Genomic DNA, 16,907 nt, shown 5'->3' with positions numbered 1-16,907 from the left:
CTACTAATAGCTGAATCGTTTCAGGAATTCGCTTTTTCAGCCAAATTTCAAATTTAGCTAAAACATAGCCTGAAACTAAAGCTGGTAAAACTTGAGCTTGTAAACCCATTTTGGCAATTGAAAAACCAAAAATAGTCCAATGAGGAATTTCTCCCGTGGTTACTGCTTGTCCATAATTCCAAGCGTTCATTAAATCAGGATGGACAAATACTAATCCCAAAACAATCCCCAATAAAGGATTACCTTTGAAATATTTAACAGTAGACCAAGTAATTAAGGCTGGTAAAAATTGGAATGAAGTATTCGCAATCAAGTTAATCATATTAGATAAATCAGCAATTTGTGGATAAGCTTCGATTACTGATTTTGTAAAGAAAATTCCTGGATTGGTTAATAAATTGTTCAACCCCATTAATAAACCAGCAGTAACAATTGCTGGCAAAATTGGAACAAATACATCACCTAAAGTCTTTATCACTCGTTGGAAAGGATTTAAGCTAACTTCTGCGGCAACTTCTTTGACCTCTTCTTTTGTCATTGTTTCCAATCCAGTTTGGTGAATCACCTCATCGTAAACATCAGTAACTTTCGGCCCAATTACCACTTGAAACTGGCCGTTCGCAGAAAATGTCCCTTTCACATCTTCTAACTCTTCTAATTGTTCTTTTTGTACCAAACTTTCATCTTGTAATACAAAGCGCAAACGAGTGACACAGTGGGTTAATGCCACAATATTTTCTTTGCCACCTACGCCAGCAATAATGTTAGTTACTTCTTTTCCGTAATTCATTATTTATTCAACCTCAATTCTTTTGATGTTTTCTTGTTCAATTTGGGAACTAGTTCCAATCATAATCAAGTATTCTCCTGGATCTTGGATTTCATGTAAATCTTCATCAAAATAAACTAGACTTTCTTGATCTATTTCGAAGCAGACCTTTTGACTATCTCCAGCTGCCAAATAAATTTTCTGAAAATCCTTCAATTCTTGAACTGGTCGAATATAAGTTCCATATTGAGCGCCAATATAGAGCTGGATTACTTCTTGACCAGCAAAAGGACCGTTATTGGTAACCTCAATCTCAGCTTGCCAGTGATTCTTTCCTTGAGGAACAATCCTCAATTGAGCAAGACTAAATTGAGTGTAGCTCAGTCCAAAACCAAAGGGATAAGTTGGTTCATTATCAATATCAATATATTTTGAAGTATTAAATTTGTCCCGCTGAAAAGGACGTCCCGTCATAAAATGATTATAATACGTGGGAATTTGACCTTCATTTTTGGGAAAGCTCATCGTTAGTTTACCTGAAGGATTCCGTTTTCCTTCTAAAATATTTAAAATTGCTGGGCCGGCTTCACACCCTAAGTGCCAAGCCTCTATTAAAGCCATCGCTTGTTGATTGATAGTCTCCAAAACCAAGGGACGACCATTCATAAGCACTACGATAATTCGGGGATTAATTTCTGAGATGACTTGTAAAAAATCTTGCTGGACTTTTTCTAAAGTTAAAATAGCTTTCGATTTCGCTTCACCCGAATCAGTTGCCTTTTCCCCCAAGAGAATGACCATTTTATCTAGCTTTTCAATTAATTTCTTATCTTTTTCACTAAGATAACCGGTTTGTTGAAATTGTTGATAGAGGTTACTTAAAGAAGCATATCGAGGATTATTTTTCTGAGCTACCGCCTGAGCTACCGTTACAATATCTGCTACTTCTCCTTTACAAGCCCATGTATCCAACATCCCAGCACCATCTGTGAAAAATGGTCCTGCGAAACCGACTTTATCTTCCGCTTGTAATGGTAATAGGCCTTCATTTTTCAATAGAACAATCGACTCTTCTGCAATCTCTCTGGCTTTTTCACGAAACTTCCCTTGTTTTGCCATCACTACTTGATTTTTTTCATAAGAAGAACGATAAGGTTGCTCAAAAAGGCCTAATTGCCACTTCAATGATAAGATTTGACGAACTGCATCATCAATTTTTTTTTCTTCTAAAAGGCCACTTTTAACCAGATTTTCCAGTTCCTCACTGTATAACCGGGAAGACATATCTACGTCTAGCCCACAATCCATCCCTTTTAACGTCGCTTCAGCAGCATTTTTTGAATAGCCATGAGTAATTGTTTCACGTAACGCATTCCAATCAGAAATTAGCAATCCTAAAAATTCAAGTTTTTCTCGCAAAATTTCAATTAATAATTTTTTATTTACAGTGGCTGGAATCCCGTTTAATGCATTAAAACTACTCATCATAGTTAATACACCTTCATCAATTAAACGCTTAAAGGGAGGAATATAATTGTTGGCTAATTTATACCAAGAAACATCTACTGTGTTGTAATCCCGACCAGCTTCCGCCTCTGAATAGCCAACAAAATGCTTTCCACAAGCAATTATATGATTTTCATCCAATTGACCTTTATCTTTATTTCCTTGGAACCCCCTTACCTTAGCTGCTCCAAATTCCCCATTTAAAAATGGATCTTCGCCAAAACATTCTGCTACTCGTCCCCAGCGCGGATCCCGGCTAACATCAACCATAGGAGCAAATGTCCAATGAATTCCAGCCGCCGCAGCTTCTTCGGCAGCGATTTTGGCAGACTCTTCCATTAATTGTGTATTCCACGAGCAAGATTCTGCCAATGGTATAGGAAAAGTCGTTCGAAAGCCATGAACAACATCTTCGGCAAACAACAGAGGAATTCCCAAACGAGTCTCATTAATGGCAATTTCTTGTAATCGGTTGGCCTTCTGAATTTCTTTAATTGATAAAAAAGAGCCCACCTTACCATCTCTGACTAACTCTTCGTAATGTTGTTCATTCCCACCATATATCGAGGTTCCCACCTGGTTTAATTGACCAATTTTTTCTTCAAGAGTCATTTGGGAAAGTAAAGATTCGATTACGGTTTCTTCCTTCGTTCTAATTGCTACTGCCAATACTTTCACGCCCATCATTTTTATAATATAATATTATATGTTCTTAAGAACACCTATAGAATAGCAACATTTGACATCGTTTTCTTGAAATATATTCATATTTTTTTACAATATCGCAACATTGAAAGGAAAAATTATGTTACCCCATTCTATCCAATTAATTGATAGTTATTTCTTCAGTCGCCCAATTGAAAGCTATTCTTCAGAAGTAATTGAACATCGCTTAGTCAATTGCTATGAACTAGAGATTATTACCGAAAGTAGTGGCGGAATGTATATTGGAAAACAATTTTATACCTTAAAAAAAGGAGATTTAGTTTTTCGCCATCCCAATCAAACTACTCAAGGTGTATTGCCATATTCTTGTTACACTTTACGTTTTCAGACAGAGGATTCTTTATTTGCTAAAGTAGCTACTCATTATATTCCACCCATTACTAACAGCGAAATTGTCAAACAAATTGCGCCAATTATTGAGGATATTTTTAATGAACACATTAACCAAAATATTATTTCCGACTATTATTTTGAGTTCCAATTGCGTAAACTAGTTTATTTGTTACTGGCCTCTTTTTATCCTGAAGCAAAAGGGATTCATCAAGAATTCAACATTCACAATGTTTATGTAACAGAGTGCCTCGCCTATACTCAGACAAATTGGCAAGAGGTAACCATCGACAAATTAGTTCAGCGAACAGGTGTAAGTAAGCCTTACTTAATGAAATTATTCAAACAAGAAACCGGTAAGACAATTCTGACTTATATCGATGAAACTAAGATTGGTCATATTAAAAAATTACTCGTTTTTACCAATAATTCTATTACTGATATAGCTTATTTAGCAGGATTTAAAACCCCTAGCTATTTCTCAAATTATGTTTTAAAACATACTGGACTTACTCCGAAACAACTACGTGCAAAATATACTTCCATTTCTATCTAGAAAAATGCTAATAAATTTTTTTGATAGGAAACTACTCAGCATAAAGTAAGCTCAAATTTTTCTGACCGCAAACGAAAAAGAGCCAAACCTATTTCATGATAGGTTTGACTCTTTTATTTTTAGTTATAAGCTGCCCTTAGTCCACATTTCCATAAACCGCGCAATCTCAATTACAAAACAACCAACTAAAGAAAACAATTAATTGACGATTGCTTTTTTAAATAAACGTCACTACTTCAATTATTTTTAAAAAAAGGAAATTTTTTGGCAAAGTCCACCTTATTCTCCTGGCGGGCCCGCGCAATGCCCATAGCTCCTTCTGGAATATCTTTGGTAATGGTTGATCCTGCTGCAATCATGCTATTGGCTGCTACATTGACAGGGCCGATTAAGTTGGCACTAGAGCCGATAAAGCTATGGTCCCCAATGGTGGTTTGGTGTTTGTTTTTACCATCATAGTTCACAAAAACTACGCCACAGCCCACATTGATTTCTTTACCTAAAACTGCATCCCCTACATAGGTCAAATGACCGACTTTCGTTCCTTCGCCGATAACCGCTTTTTTAACTTCCACAAAGTTCCCCACATGAGCTTTCTCGCCAATTTCGGCTTTTGGTCGCAAGTGGGCATAAGGTCCCACATCGGAGCCTTTGCGTAGGATACTTTCTTCTACGACAGAACTTTTAACGGTAACGTTATCTTCAACTACGCTGTCGGTAATTTGCGAATTTGCGGTGATTAAGCAATTTTTCCCAATCACTGTGTTGCCTTTGATATATACTCCCGGCTCGATGACCGTTTCAGCACCGATAACCACTCCAGCATCAATATACGTAGCTTTAGGATCAATAAAGCTGACACCATTGACCATGTGTTGATGATTGATGCGGGCCCGCATTAATTCATTGGCTTTCGCTAAGGCTACTCGATCGTTAACTCCTAGTGATTCATCGAAGTCTTCTGTTAAATAAGCCGCTACGTTTTTGCCGGCTTTTTTCAAGATTTCAATAATATCCGTTAAGTAGTATTCTCCTTGGGCATTATCTGTATCCAACTGACTCAATGCGTCAAATAAAAGCTCATTGTCAAAGCAATACGTGCCGGTATTGATTTCTTGAATGCGGGCTTCTTCCAAAGTAGCATCTTTTTGTTCTACAATTTTTTCTACGATACCCACATGATCTCGGATAATTCGGCCGTAACCCGTTGGATCTTCCGCTTTGGCAGTTAAAATTGTAGCACTGGCATTTTTCCCTTGGTGGTATTCAAACAGGTTATTCAACGTAGTGGCAGTCAAAAGTGGAGTGTCCCCGCTGATTACTAACGTCGTCCCTTTTTTCCCTTTTAGAAAATCTTCTGCTTGTAACACCGCATGACCGGTTCCTAGCTGTTCGGCTTGGAGGGCGTATTGACTACGATCTCCTAGCTGTTCTTTGACCAGATCCGCTCCATGACCCACAATGGTGATGATTTCGGTGGGATTGGTTTCAGTTACTCGGTTGATGATGTGTTCTACCATAGGCTTGCCACATACAGGATGAAGCACCTTGTAAAGTTTTGATTTCATGCGCGTACCCTTGCCGGCTGCAAGAATAATAGCGTAACGTTCTGTCATGAGATTGCCTCCAATTAATTTTCTTGTTCCAGTTTAGCCTAGCTTTTGTCTCTTTTCAACTAGTAACCTTCTACCTAGACCAATTTTGGTGAAAAACCATCGCATCAGTTTAAGCAAAAAAGAAAAAAGCCCGACCAATTTCTTGGCCGGACTTCGCACTAGTCTTCGTCAAAGTATTTTCCTGGCACCACGGAAATTGTCTTAGTACGAGTATCCACATCTTCTACAAATAAAAGTGAATTGTAATCATCAATCGCCCGTACGCCTCGGAATTTAGCCTCCGCAAAGACGGTGACCCCCACCAATTCACACTCAAACTCTTCAATCAGGCTCTTCATCCCGTTAACAGTGCCGCCGCCTTTCATGAAGTCGTCCACGACTAACACTCGAGAACCTCGAGCAAGACTGCGTTTGGAAAGTTCCATTTTTTCAATCCGTTCCGAAGATCCGGAAACATAATTCACACTGACAGTAGAGCCTTCTGTGATTTTAGAATCCCGACGCACGATTACAAAAGGTACATTCAAATAATAAGAAACCGCTTGGGCAATCGGCACCCCTTTTGTGGCTACCGTCATCACTGCATCAATTTTTTGGCCTAAATATTTCGATGCGATAATCCGCCCGACTTGACGCAAAAGATCCGGTTGGCCCAAAAGGTCAGATAAATAAACATAGCCTCCAGGCAACAAACGATCTTGCTGCGACATCCGCTCTGCCAACTGTTCAATGTAGGCTTTTGCCTCGGCCATGGTGATTTCCGGCACAAAAATAACCCCACCGGCTGCTCCAGGAATTGTCTCTAAAAGGCCTGTTCCTCGCATTTTAAAGGTTTTCTTCACAATCGCTAAATCTTCAGAGATAGAAGACTTGGCGGATTCGTAACGCTTCGCAAAAAAGGTCAAAGGAATCAATTCATGGGGATGCTCTAGCAAGTAATGGGTCATATCAATCAACCGTTCACTACGTCGTACTTTCAAAATTTTCACACTCCCGTTATTTTCTCGCCTCATTATACTGGTTTATCAGCAAAAAAGCGAGATTTTTTTAGTTTTCGAATAAAATAGTTCGTAATTTACAGATTTCTAAAAAAGTCCAAGGAGTAATTATACGCCTTGGACTCAAGTATTTTAATTTTTTTGTCGTTTGCTTCGCTGCCAGAAAATTCGGATTTTCTTTATTACATTCAAAAGTAAAAATAAGGCAATGAAGACTAAGGTAATGGTTGCGGCCGGTGGAGAATTCCAATAAAAAGAACCGAATAACCCGCCTAACATTCCCGCCAGTCCCACGATGATACTGATGACAATCACCGTATTAAAACTTTTGCCAATACGCATACTAATGGCTGCTGGCAGTACCATAATCGCTGAAATCAACAGTGCCCCAGCAATGGGAATCATCACCGCAATGGCGACTCCGGTTAAAACATTAAAGAGCATAGACATGAAATGAATCGGCAAGCCGTCCACATGGGCGACATCTTCATCAAAAGTCAACACATACATCGGTCGCTTAAATAAGAAAAAGAGAATCGTCGTAACCACAAATAAAACACCTAAAGTAACCACTTGGCCGGTGGTAATGGTCACAATGGAACCAAAGAGATAAGACTGAATGCTGGTGGCGGAACTTCCCGGTGACAAATTCATCAATACCAGTGCCAAGGCTAGGCCTCCAGCCATTAAAATCGCAATGGAAATTTCTGAGTACGTGCGATACAAACTACGCATGTATTCCATTAAGATTGCGGCCACAACCACTACAAACAAAGTGGTCAGACTAGGATTTAAGTTTAAGAAAAAGCCTAATGCCACGCCGGCTAAAGAAACATGGGATAAGGTATCTGCCATTAACGATTGGCGCCGAATCACCAGAAAGACCCCTAGCATGGGGGCGATACCAGAAATAAAGACTACCGCCCATAAGGCTTTGATCATGAATTCATATGAAAACAACGCCATGGAGAATCCTCCTTTCGCACCAAGCGAATTTGCCGATCCGCATATTCTTTAATATCTTGGTGATCATGGGTGATCATCAAAATCGCCTTCCCGTGTTCATGGGCACTGTGGCGTAATAATTTATAAAACTTATTGCGACTTTCTTCATCCATCCCGGTGGTGGGTTCATCTAAAATAAACAAATCTGGATCCGTGGCAAAGATGCGGGCCAAACTAATCCGTTGTTTTTGCCCTCCAGATAATTCCCCGATTCGCTTATGCCGCATCTCCCACATCCCTACTGCTTCCAGTGCTCGTCGTACGTGTTCATGATCTCTTTTAGACAGCCGTTTAAACCAACGCCCTTTAGGAAAACGCCCGGATTGGACAAGTTCTAAGACGGTACTGGGAAAGCCCGCATTAAATGAAGCCACTTGTTGGGGGATATAGCCAATACTGATTTTTTTACCTTCTGTATTGGTCTTGGCAAGGGTCACTTGACCACTGGCTGGGTTTAATAGGCCTAGTGTGGCCTTGATCAAAGTGGATTTGGCGGCACCATTTTCACCAGTCAAAATCACAAACTCCCCAGCATCTACATAGTAAGAAATATTTTCTAGGACTGGCTCTTCATCGTAATAAAAGCTCAAATCCGCAACCTCAATATAGCGCACGTTGCGCCTCCTTTGTGAATAGATAGTTTCCTTAATTATAGCATGGAGGCAGTCATTTGCTCCTTTTTACTACTTAATGCTCGCTTTTAAAGCCGTTAAATTTTCTTCCATCACTGTGATGTAAGTTTCCCCCTCCTTCATTTGCTCTTTGGTCAAGCTTTCCAGAGGGTTTAAAACCATTAACTCAATGCCGGTTTCCTTGGCTAAGGTTTCCGCCACTTTGGAATTGGCATTTTCTTCAAAGTAGATTACCTTCACTTGATGGTCTTCTGCATAATGCTTCAACTCCGCTAAGCGTGCCGGTGTGGGCTCTTGATCCGGCGAAATCCCCGCAATGGACTCTTGAGTGAGGCCATATTGATGAGCTAAATAGCCAAAAGCCGCGTGTTGTACTAAGAACGTTTTGTTGCTGGCATTCACAAATGCTTCTTGATAAGACTGATCCAAGGCATCCAGTTTTTTCGTATAATCTGTGGCGTTTTTTTCAAAGGTCGCTTTTTGATCCGGATAGCGTTCGCTTAATTCTTTCGCAATCTTCGCTACTTGGGCTTTGGCCATCATCGGATCCGTCCAAACATGGGGATCTTTGCCTTCATGGTCATGATCTTCGGCTTCTTCTACCTCATCGTGATCGTCCTCAGAGGTAGTCTCTAAATCCAACAATTCAATTTCATCGGCTGCTTCAATTACCAAGTTTTTATCGGAAAGATTATCCTCAATATTTTCCACCCAAGTTTCAAAAGACTCACTGTTGTATACAAAGACATCTGCATCACTGATGGTGGCGATATCTTTGGCACTTGGTTCATAGTCGTGGGGCTCCGTCCCCGCAGGGATCAATAACTTCACTTCACCTGCATCCCCTAAAACTTCTTTCGTAAACTCATACATAGGATAAAATGTGGCTACAGCTTGAATCTTACCCTCACTTTTTGTCGTATCCTGATCGGAAGTGCCGCAAGCAGCCAAAGTTAAACCAAAAGCCAGCAGTCCAATGCCTAAAATAATTCGTTTCATCACTTTTCTCCATTCTCTATTTATCAAATCGTAAATATTCCGTTTTAGTTCGGGACTTACTGTACCAAATAAAAAAAAGCCCGTCAACCGAAACCGTAAAAGTTCCGATTTAGAGCTAAAATTTCCCGATAAATCGTAAGGAAACAGTGATTATTCATATGAATGGTGAAAAGATTGAACGCAAAATTTGGTTCAATCGAACGTCTTTTTCACTGCAAGGTCCGCACCAAGTAGACTTCCTCACAAAACCCTTTCAACGCATTATAAACCCGTTGAGCGCGAGATTGTTTGTGACAAAGAGCAAAGACTGTGGGACCACTGCCACTCATTAACGCGGTGTCTGCACCATATTTCAACATCCGGTCTTTAATTTGCTGAATAATCGGATGGCGAGCAATCGTAATGTCTTCCAAACTATTGCCCATTTTACTCAGCATTGCTTCATAGTCTTTAGCTTCAATCGCTTCTTTTAAGCCTAAAATATCCGGGTGATGAATCTTGTCCACCTTCACTTCAGGAAAGACTGTGCGGGTGGAAACACTGATTTTAGGCTTCACCAAAACCACCCAACAGGATGGCATAGCCGTAATCGGCGTTACTTGTTCCCCTTTTCCGGTAATATAAGCCGTATGCCCATACAAACAATAAGGAACATCGGTACCAATCTCCACGCCAATGGCTACCAATTCTTTCAAAGAGAGATTCAACTGCCACAGCTTATTCATACCTCGCAGGGCCGCTGCTGTATCAGAACTCCCACCACCGAGACCTGCTGCCACAGGAATTTGTTTTTGAATATCAATCTTAATCCCTTGAGTGATACCGTAGCGGCGTTTTAACATTTCCGCTGCTTGGTAGACATTGTTCCGCCGATCTACCGGGAGAAAGGCGCGGTTTGTTTCGATTTGGATGTGATCTTCTGCAAGACTAGTCAGCGTCAAACGATCCACCAAATCCACGCTAGCCATGACCATTGCCAGCTCATGATACCCGTCTTCTCGCTTATATAAGACATCCAACCCCAGATTAATCTTAGCCGGAGCTTTCTCGATGATTTCCATCCTTTCACCTCCCCTTAACAAAAAAATCGTTGCTATGATTTTATCATAAACTCACCAATCTGGCATTTTTTACTCTATAATAGCAGCCCTACCACTTTCAAAAAGGTCCAAATCAATTGCAATTTCTGCTCTTGGAGGCCTACAATAAAAGTATCAAAAACGAAAGCGGGTTGATTTTATGGCAAACTTAATTCCAGATTTCGATGATCTTCATGCATTACGAGCAAATGGCGAAGACTTAGTGGGCAAACTGATGAATAATTTTTGGCAAGACCGGCAAATTGCAACCGACATTAAAGAATACCCCGACCGTTACGAAATCAAAGCGGATCTTCCCGGCATCGCCAAAGAGAACATTACTTTACACTATGGGGATGAAGTCTTATCTATTGAAGCTCTTCAAGAAAAGCAAACCGAAGAAAAAGACGAAGAAGGTCGTTATTTGCGTCGAGAACGTTCTACCAGTAGCTACCAACGTTCCTTTACTATGAAAGACATTGACGAAGATCAGATTAAAGCTACTTTTGAAAATGGCGTCTTACATTTAGTTTTACCAAAGAAAACTTTGGAGCAACAGCCCGGAAAGACGATTCCCATTGATTGAGAAAAACGATTGAGGAACACCGTAGCCCAAGAGCTATGGTGTTTTTCTTAACAAACTTTGCTTTTTCTTGAGTTCTCTCTTATTTTCTGTTACTTTTCATCCATGAAGACATTACAAGAAAAACTCCGAGATTTACCGGAAAAGCCGGGAATTTACTTGATGAAAGATGCCCACGGAGACATTTTTTATGTAGGCAAAGCCAAAAATCTAAAGAATCGGGTGCGTTCGTACTTTCACCACAACGCCCAACACTCTAAAAAAGTGCAGCGGATGGTGTTTAATATCCATGATTTAGAAATTCACACTGTGGACACCGAACTGGATGCTCTTTTATTGGAATGTCAGCTGATTCAAAAATACCATCCTTATTACAACCGAGTGATGAACGCCCAGCAGAATTACGCTTATGTGCTCTATCAAGGTGGAATCTTGACCGTTGAAACCACAGAACCGGCTATAGCTGACCCTACAGCACTAGTTTTCGGCCCTTTTCGCCAATACAAACAATTGCCTCACTTGATTCAATTGTTAACAGATACCTATCTTTTGCCCAACGTAAATTATGTAACTCATTTAACCATAGCTCGCCAATTGCCAGCGATGACAAAGCGTCCTTTGGCAGAGAAAACACAGGCGATTCAAGCTTTTTTTAAAGGAGCAGAAACCGACCTTTTCGCTTTATTAGACCAGCGCATAGAAAGTTTTGCCCAGCAGTTAAACTTTGAATCCGCCCAGCAATTACAAGAACTAGCTGAGATGGCAGGTTATTTTCATCGACAACAAAAAAGAATCCAGCACTTTCGTCAAATCCCAACGCAACTCTTAAGTTTGCCCTTATCTACTAGACGTAAGAAACTCTATCAAGTTAGCTTCGGCGAGTTGGTAGCCACGAGTATTCTACCAATCAAAGCCCCGGAAGTTTTTACCGCAGAGCCATTAGCCCAAGCGCCAAAACTGACGAAAACCGCTATTGATCCCTTATTGATTTTATTGAATTATTTTGAGCAGAGTAAAAAGCACGACTAAGCGTCTTAAAAACCGCTTAGTCGTGCTTTTAAAGTTTTTCTTTATTCTTTCACCATCACATGTCCAATTAAAGCTTGTTCACTGATCTCACCTGTTTGATCCAAGGTAAGGCCGGCAATTCTTTCTCGGTTGGTAAAGGCCACTACCACATCTGTTTCTTTACCGGCAGCTTTTACCGCCGTTAAGTCCATCACTGCAAGTAAGGTTTTTTCAGTAACCGAATCCCCTTCTTGCACTTTAATGTCAAAAGGCGCCCCTTTTAGTTCCACCGTATCCAAGCCCATATGAACTAGAACTTCCGCACCAGCTGGCGTCAAAATGCCAATAGCGTGTTTCGTTTCAAAGATACTGGTGATTTTTCCTGCTACTGGAGCATAGATTTCTTGAGCTTTAGGTCGCACAGCAAAGCCATCTCCCATCATTTTTTGAGAAAAGACTGGGTCGTTGACTTCTCCAATTAGAATAACTTCCCCTTCTACTGGGGCGTAGATTGCTTCTTCTGTTACCAAATCTGGAGTCGCTGTGGCAGTTGATGCATCTTTAGTATCCATTACAGACACCGCTGCACCACCAGCTGTAGCCATAGCTAAGCTACCTTCATCAAATTCTGGTTCTAATTTATTCAAGGCTTTGACCTTCCGAAAAACATAGGTCATGATAAAAGTAATGACAATCGTTACTAACATAGAGATAAAGACCATAGGATAATCATTGATTTTAAAAGATAAGAACCCTGGCAATCCACCGACACCAATTCCTAGTGCTCGAGTGTTGGTAACTGTAATCAGCATCCCACCAATGGCTGAGCCGACCATGGCTGCCACAAATGGGTAGACGTATTTCAAGTTAATCCCAAACATCGCCGGTTCTGTTACCCCTAAATAAGCAGAAATCGTTGCAGGAACTGAGATTTGTTCTTCTTTTTTATTGCCACGGTGTTGGAAATAAACTGCTAATACAGCTGTCCCTTGAGCAATATTTGACAACATGATCATTGGCCACAAGTTAGTCGAACCAAAGTCTGCCACCAACTGGCTATCAATGGCTAACGTCGTGTGGTGTAAGCCGGTAATTACTAACGGCGCATAAAGCCCACCAAAGACCAGACTGAACAACCAACGGAATGAAGAAGTTAAACCGGCATTTACTACATAGGAAATGCCCGAACCGATTTGCCAACCAATTGGACCTAAAATCATATGGGCGGCTAAAATCGTTGGCAATAAGGAGAACAATGGCACAAAAATCATCGAAACCGCTTCTGGAATGTGCTTTCTAAAGAATTTTTCCAAGTAAACCAGTAAGAAGCCGGCTAACATAGCGGGAATTACTTGGGCTTGGTACCCGATTTTCTCAATGGTGAAAAAGCCAAAATCCCAAGTCCAATTTGCCGCAATATCCGCTGCACTGGTCCCATTTACTGCATAAGCGTTCAACAATTGAGGCGAAACCAAAGTAATCCCTAAGACAATCCCCAAAATTTGAGTGGTGCCCATTTTTCGAGTGATAGACCAGGTAATCCCTACAGGTAAGAAGTGGAATATGGCTTCACAGGGTAACCATAAAAAGCCGTTCACACCATTCCAAAAGACAGAACTTTCGGTAATGGTCTGACCTCCTAAAAATTCTAAAGGAACCCCTTCCAAAAAGTTGCGGAACCCAAGCATCAAACCACCGACAATAATAGCTGGTAACAATGGTGTAAAAATTTCGGCTAGAACACCAATAATTCGTTGCACGATGTTCTGGTTTTGCTTGGCTACAGCTTTGCTTTGTTCTTTTGAGACCCCTTCAATACCGGAAACTGCCGTAAAATCATTGTAAAATGAAGCCACGTCATTGCCGATAATTACTTGAAATTGCCCCGCATTGGTAAACATCCCCTTAACACTGGGTATGTTTTCAATTGCCTTTTCGTTGGCTTTGTCTTGATCATTTAAGACAAAACGCATGCGCGTAGCACAGTGGGTGACGGCTGCGATATTTTCCTTCCCACCGATGTCTGCCAACAACTGCTTTGCATCATCTTGATACTTCCCCATAAGCTTGAACCCCTTTCTTTTCAAAAAACAACAACTTGTATATATAGGTCAGATACAACTTCATGATACCTTTTCATACCACTTTATGCAAGCGTTTTACATTCGATTCTTATTTTTTATCCTCGCTTTTTTCTTAAAAGCATAGCGGACGAAAAAGCCTTTCCTATAAAGCATTCCAAAATTCAAGAAAAATATTTTTACAATTTTTTTGAAAGACTATTTTTTCGCGAAAATAATCCATAACAATTGAAATCGGTGTCAAGTTCCGTTATAATTAATTTGCATGTATAGACAAGTAACCTTAGCTTTCCATTCAGAAAGGAGAAGTAGAAAACTCATTTTGGCTGTTTTTGTCTGATGAGTTTTCGAAAACACACAATGAATTTAGCAATGATTACTCTGAATCAAACTTGGCAAGTCACACTGCCCAATGGTCAGGAGCACTCCTTTAGTGGGACGAATCCAGAAAAGGCCTTAGCCTTACGGGATTTTCTAGCAACAGAGGCTTTAGAAGGTGGAATTATCCATTCAAAGACCCCTACGCTTTTACAGTTAGAAGAAGGCTTTTTTGAATTGGGACAGTGGCTCACAGAATCCTTAAATCAACCCTTTGTTACCAATCCAGACACTGATTTTGAAACGGCTGCCGCAGCTATTCCCTGGCAATTGGATTATTACGGTTTTACCCCAGGAAAAGATGAATATTCTGTGGAAAGTCTACTGACGGTGGGCAATGGTTTTATGGGTCTTAGGGGGACTACTCCGGAAATGGAAATTTCCGAGGACAGTTATCCGGCGACTTACCTCGCTAGTCTCTACAATGAGGCAGCTTCCAAAGTGAGCGACCGTATCATTACCAATGAAGACTTTGTCAATGCACCAAATTTGCAAAAAATTTATCTAGTCATCGATGGTCAAAAAGTTACCTTTACCAAGGAGACTCTTCAATACTTAAAACGTTCCTTGAATTTGAAAAATGGCTTATTGACCAGTGAAGCTTTGGTGACATTAGCCGATGGACGACAATTGGCCATTGAAACTGTGAAGATGGTTAGTATGGAACAGGTCCACACCTACAGTCTGCGCTACCGCTTTAAACCATTGAATTTCTCTGGTGCTATCACTGTAGTAACAGAAGCAGACGGTGCGGTTTATAACTACAATGTAGCTCGTTACCGTAGCTTGACTAATCAGCATTTGGATGTGCTAAAAACAGCTGCTGACCAAACTCGCGCACTTTTAGTCGCCCGCACAAAAGCTTCTAACATCACAATTTGTCAAGAATCTCAACTTTTTAGCCCAACAATCGATTTAAGCACGCTCACAAACGAAACTACCGATCAAAAAGTGCTTCAATCGTTAACGGTAAAAGCTACCATGGATCACTGGCAAGAAATCGAAAAAACCGTAATTGTTCATGCGTATCGCCAAGAAGAAACCTTGCCTCCATTGACATTTAGCCAAGAAGAGCTACCAAGTTTCAATCATTTACTTCAAGGCTCCAGCACTGCTTGGCAAACTTTGTGGGAACAAGCAAGCATTACCGTAACTGGAGATTTAATGAGTCAAAAACTCCTAAACCTCCACACTTACCATCTCTTTGTGTCTGCCTCTCCTAATGGCAATCACAACCTCGATGCTTCGGTAACTGCCAGGGGTCTTCACGGAGAAGCCTATCGCGGACACATCTTCTGGGATGAGCTCTTTATTTTACCTTTTTACATCTTGCATTTTCCTGAAACCGCCAAAGAACTATTGCTCTATCGCTACCGTCGTCTCGCTGCTGCTAAAGAAGCGGCCCATGAGGCAGGTTTTGCTGGCGCTATGTTCCCATGGCAATCCGGTTTAACTGGCAGCGAGCAATCCCAAGAGCTCCATCTAAATCCTATTAGTGGTCAATGGAAAGAAGACCATAGCCGCTTGCAACGCCATGTCTCCTTAGCCATCGCTTATAACGTGTGGCAGTATTTCCACAATACAGCAGATGTGGACTTTATGAAAAACTATGGTCTGGAAATGCTACTAGAAATTGCCCATTTCTGGGAAAGCATTGCAGTTCTAGATGAAAAAACCGGCCGTTACGACATTAGCGGCGTGATGGGGCCAGATGAATTTCACGAATCTTATCCAGGAGCTACAAAAGGCGGCTTGAAAAACAACGCTTATACCAATATGATGGTGGTTTGGCTCTTTACCGAAGTCTTGCGCCTCCAAGCTGACTTCACTGGCGAATCATTCACCGCCCTTCAAGAAAAGACTGGCGTCACCAATGAAACGCTGACTCGCATGGAAGAAATTCGCCATAAGTTAGCTTTAGATATTGATCCCAAAGGTATTATCGCTCAATTTGAAGGCTATTTTGACTTACAAGATTTGGATTGGGAACATTATCGCAAGACTTACGGCAATGTCTATCGTATGGATCGCATTTTAAATGCAGAAGGCAAATCCGCCGATGATTACAAAGTAGCGAAACAGGCAGATAGTTTGATGATTTACTACAATTTCTCAAAAAATCAAGTGCAAGAAATCTTAACGGACTTAGGCTATGACTTGCCAGAAAACTATGTAACCGACAATCTTCACTACTATCTCAAACGGACTTCCCACGGCTCTACCTTGTCTCGAGTGGTACACGCTCAATTAGCAGCCATGGTGGATGAAGAAGAATTGGCTTGGCAACTGTATCAAGAAGCGCTCTCCTCAGATTATCGCGACATCCAAGGCGGTACCACTGCTGAAGGAATTCATGCCGGGGTAATGGCGGCAACTCTCTTTATTCCTTTAACTACTTTTGCCGGCATGGATATTCGGGAAGATTTGCTTTCCTTTGAACCAGACCTACCTGTAGCTTGGTCTTCCTTAAGTTATCGCATTACCCGCCTAGGTGTGGACTATCACATTTGGATCGGCCACGGTGAAATGCGTATCACAGCTTCAAAGGATACCCAAGTGATGATTAACCAAGAAAAAGTTCAACTTTTAGCCAACCAGCCCCATGAAGCAATGTATGGCTTCACAAAAAAACCTTAAAAAC

At 40.9% G+C, this 16,907-nt stretch carries 13 protein-coding genes; 4 read left to right on the top strand and 9 right to left on the bottom strand.

The genetic code is table 11. The features are described 5' to 3' along the window. Together AB5754_RS01830 and AB5754_RS01825 are read right to left on the bottom strand one after the other, a co-directional pair. On the bottom strand, positions 1–790 hold a 790-nt coding region (locus tag AB5754_RS01830; protein ID WP_368259443.1), incomplete at its 3' end, for a PTS transporter subunit EIIC. A 3-nt stretch (positions 791–793) separates the two neighbouring features. Further along, positions 794–2,944 carry a glycoside hydrolase family 3 N-terminal domain-containing protein gene (locus AB5754_RS01825; protein ID WP_368259442.1) on the bottom strand — a complete coding sequence of 717 codons (2,151 nt, stop codon included), beginning with the start codon at positions 2,942–2,944 and terminating at the stop codon, positions 794–796. Positions 2,945–3,080: 136 nt separating this feature from the next. On the opposite strand from AB5754_RS01825, the gene AB5754_RS01820 reads away from it, so the two are divergent. Continuing rightward, on the top strand, positions 3,081–3,887 hold the full coding sequence (locus AB5754_RS01820) for a helix-turn-helix transcriptional regulator (protein ID WP_368250471.1): 807 nt from the start codon (positions 3,081–3,083) through the stop codon (positions 3,885–3,887). A gap of 236 nt (positions 3,888–4,123) precedes the next feature. Here the strand turns inward: AB5754_RS01820 and glmU are convergent, their stop codons facing one another. From glmU to ispE, 6 genes are all read right to left on the bottom strand, one after another. Next, on the bottom strand, positions 4,124–5,503 hold the full coding sequence (gene glmU / locus AB5754_RS01815) for a bifunctional UDP-N-acetylglucosamine diphosphorylase/glucosamine-1-phosphate N-acetyltransferase GlmU (protein ID WP_368250470.1): 1,380 nt from the start codon (positions 5,501–5,503) through the stop codon (positions 4,124–4,126). 158 nt (positions 5,504–5,661) lie between these two features. Continuing rightward, positions 5,662–6,483 (bottom strand): pur operon repressor, encoded by an 822-nt coding sequence (purR, locus tag AB5754_RS01810; protein ID WP_368250469.1) that lies wholly within the window; start codon positions 6,481–6,483, stop codon positions 5,662–5,664. Between the two features lie 150 nt (positions 6,484–6,633). Then, positions 6,634–7,467 carry a metal ABC transporter permease gene (locus tag AB5754_RS01805; RefSeq protein ID WP_368250468.1) on the bottom strand — a complete coding sequence of 278 codons (834 nt, stop codon included), beginning with the start codon at positions 7,465–7,467 and terminating at the stop codon, positions 6,634–6,636. Next, a complete protein-coding gene (locus AB5754_RS01800) occupies positions 7,440–8,120 on the bottom strand; it encodes a metal ABC transporter ATP-binding protein (protein ID WP_311834674.1) in 681 nt (226 codons plus the stop codon). Before AB5754_RS01800 ends, AB5754_RS01805 begins: the two co-directional genes overlap by 28 nt. A gap of 69 nt (positions 8,121–8,189) precedes the next feature. Further along, positions 8,190–9,137: a zinc ABC transporter substrate-binding protein gene (locus AB5754_RS01795; RefSeq protein ID WP_368250467.1), complete on the bottom strand. Its 948-nt coding sequence runs from the start codon at positions 9,135–9,137 to the stop codon at positions 8,190–8,192. Positions 9,138–9,346: 209 nt separating this feature from the next. Beyond that, entirely contained in the window at positions 9,347–10,198 is an 852-nt protein-coding gene (gene ispE / locus AB5754_RS01790; protein ID WP_311834665.1) for a 4-(cytidine 5'-diphospho)-2-C-methyl-D-erythritol kinase, read from the bottom strand. 178 nt (positions 10,199–10,376) lie between these two features. On the opposite strand from ispE, the gene AB5754_RS01785 reads away from it, so the two are divergent. Next, a complete protein-coding gene (locus AB5754_RS01785) occupies positions 10,377–10,802 on the top strand; it encodes an Hsp20/alpha crystallin family protein (RefSeq protein ID WP_311834664.1) in 426 nt (141 codons plus the stop codon). Between the two features lie 102 nt (positions 10,803–10,904). After that, positions 10,905–11,828: a GIY-YIG nuclease family protein gene (locus AB5754_RS01780; protein ID WP_311834663.1), complete on the top strand. Its 924-nt coding sequence runs from the start codon at positions 10,905–10,907 to the stop codon at positions 11,826–11,828. 41 nt (positions 11,829–11,869) lie between these two features. Here AB5754_RS01780 and treP read toward each other — a convergent pair whose 3' ends face one another. Next, complete coding sequence (gene treP / locus AB5754_RS01775) at positions 11,870–13,870, bottom strand: PTS system trehalose-specific EIIBC component (RefSeq protein ID WP_368250465.1); 2,001 nt, start codon at positions 13,868–13,870, stop codon at positions 11,870–11,872. 378 nt (positions 13,871–14,248) lie between these two features. Between treP and AB5754_RS01770 the strand changes: the two genes are divergently transcribed. Then, positions 14,249–16,903 carry a glycoside hydrolase family 65 protein gene (locus AB5754_RS01770; RefSeq protein ID WP_368250464.1) on the top strand — a complete coding sequence of 885 codons (2,655 nt, stop codon included), beginning with the start codon at positions 14,249–14,251 and terminating at the stop codon, positions 16,901–16,903. The last annotated feature ends 4 nt before the right edge of the window (positions 16,904–16,907 follow it).

Origin of the sequence: Enterococcus sp. 2201sp1_2201st1_C11_2201SCRN_220225 (genome assembly GCF_040925905.1) — a bacterium.
GTDB lineage: Bacteria > Bacillota > Bacilli > Lactobacillales > Enterococcaceae > Enterococcus_C > Enterococcus_C asini_A.
This window is presented reverse-complemented; position numbering and strand designations above follow the sequence as displayed.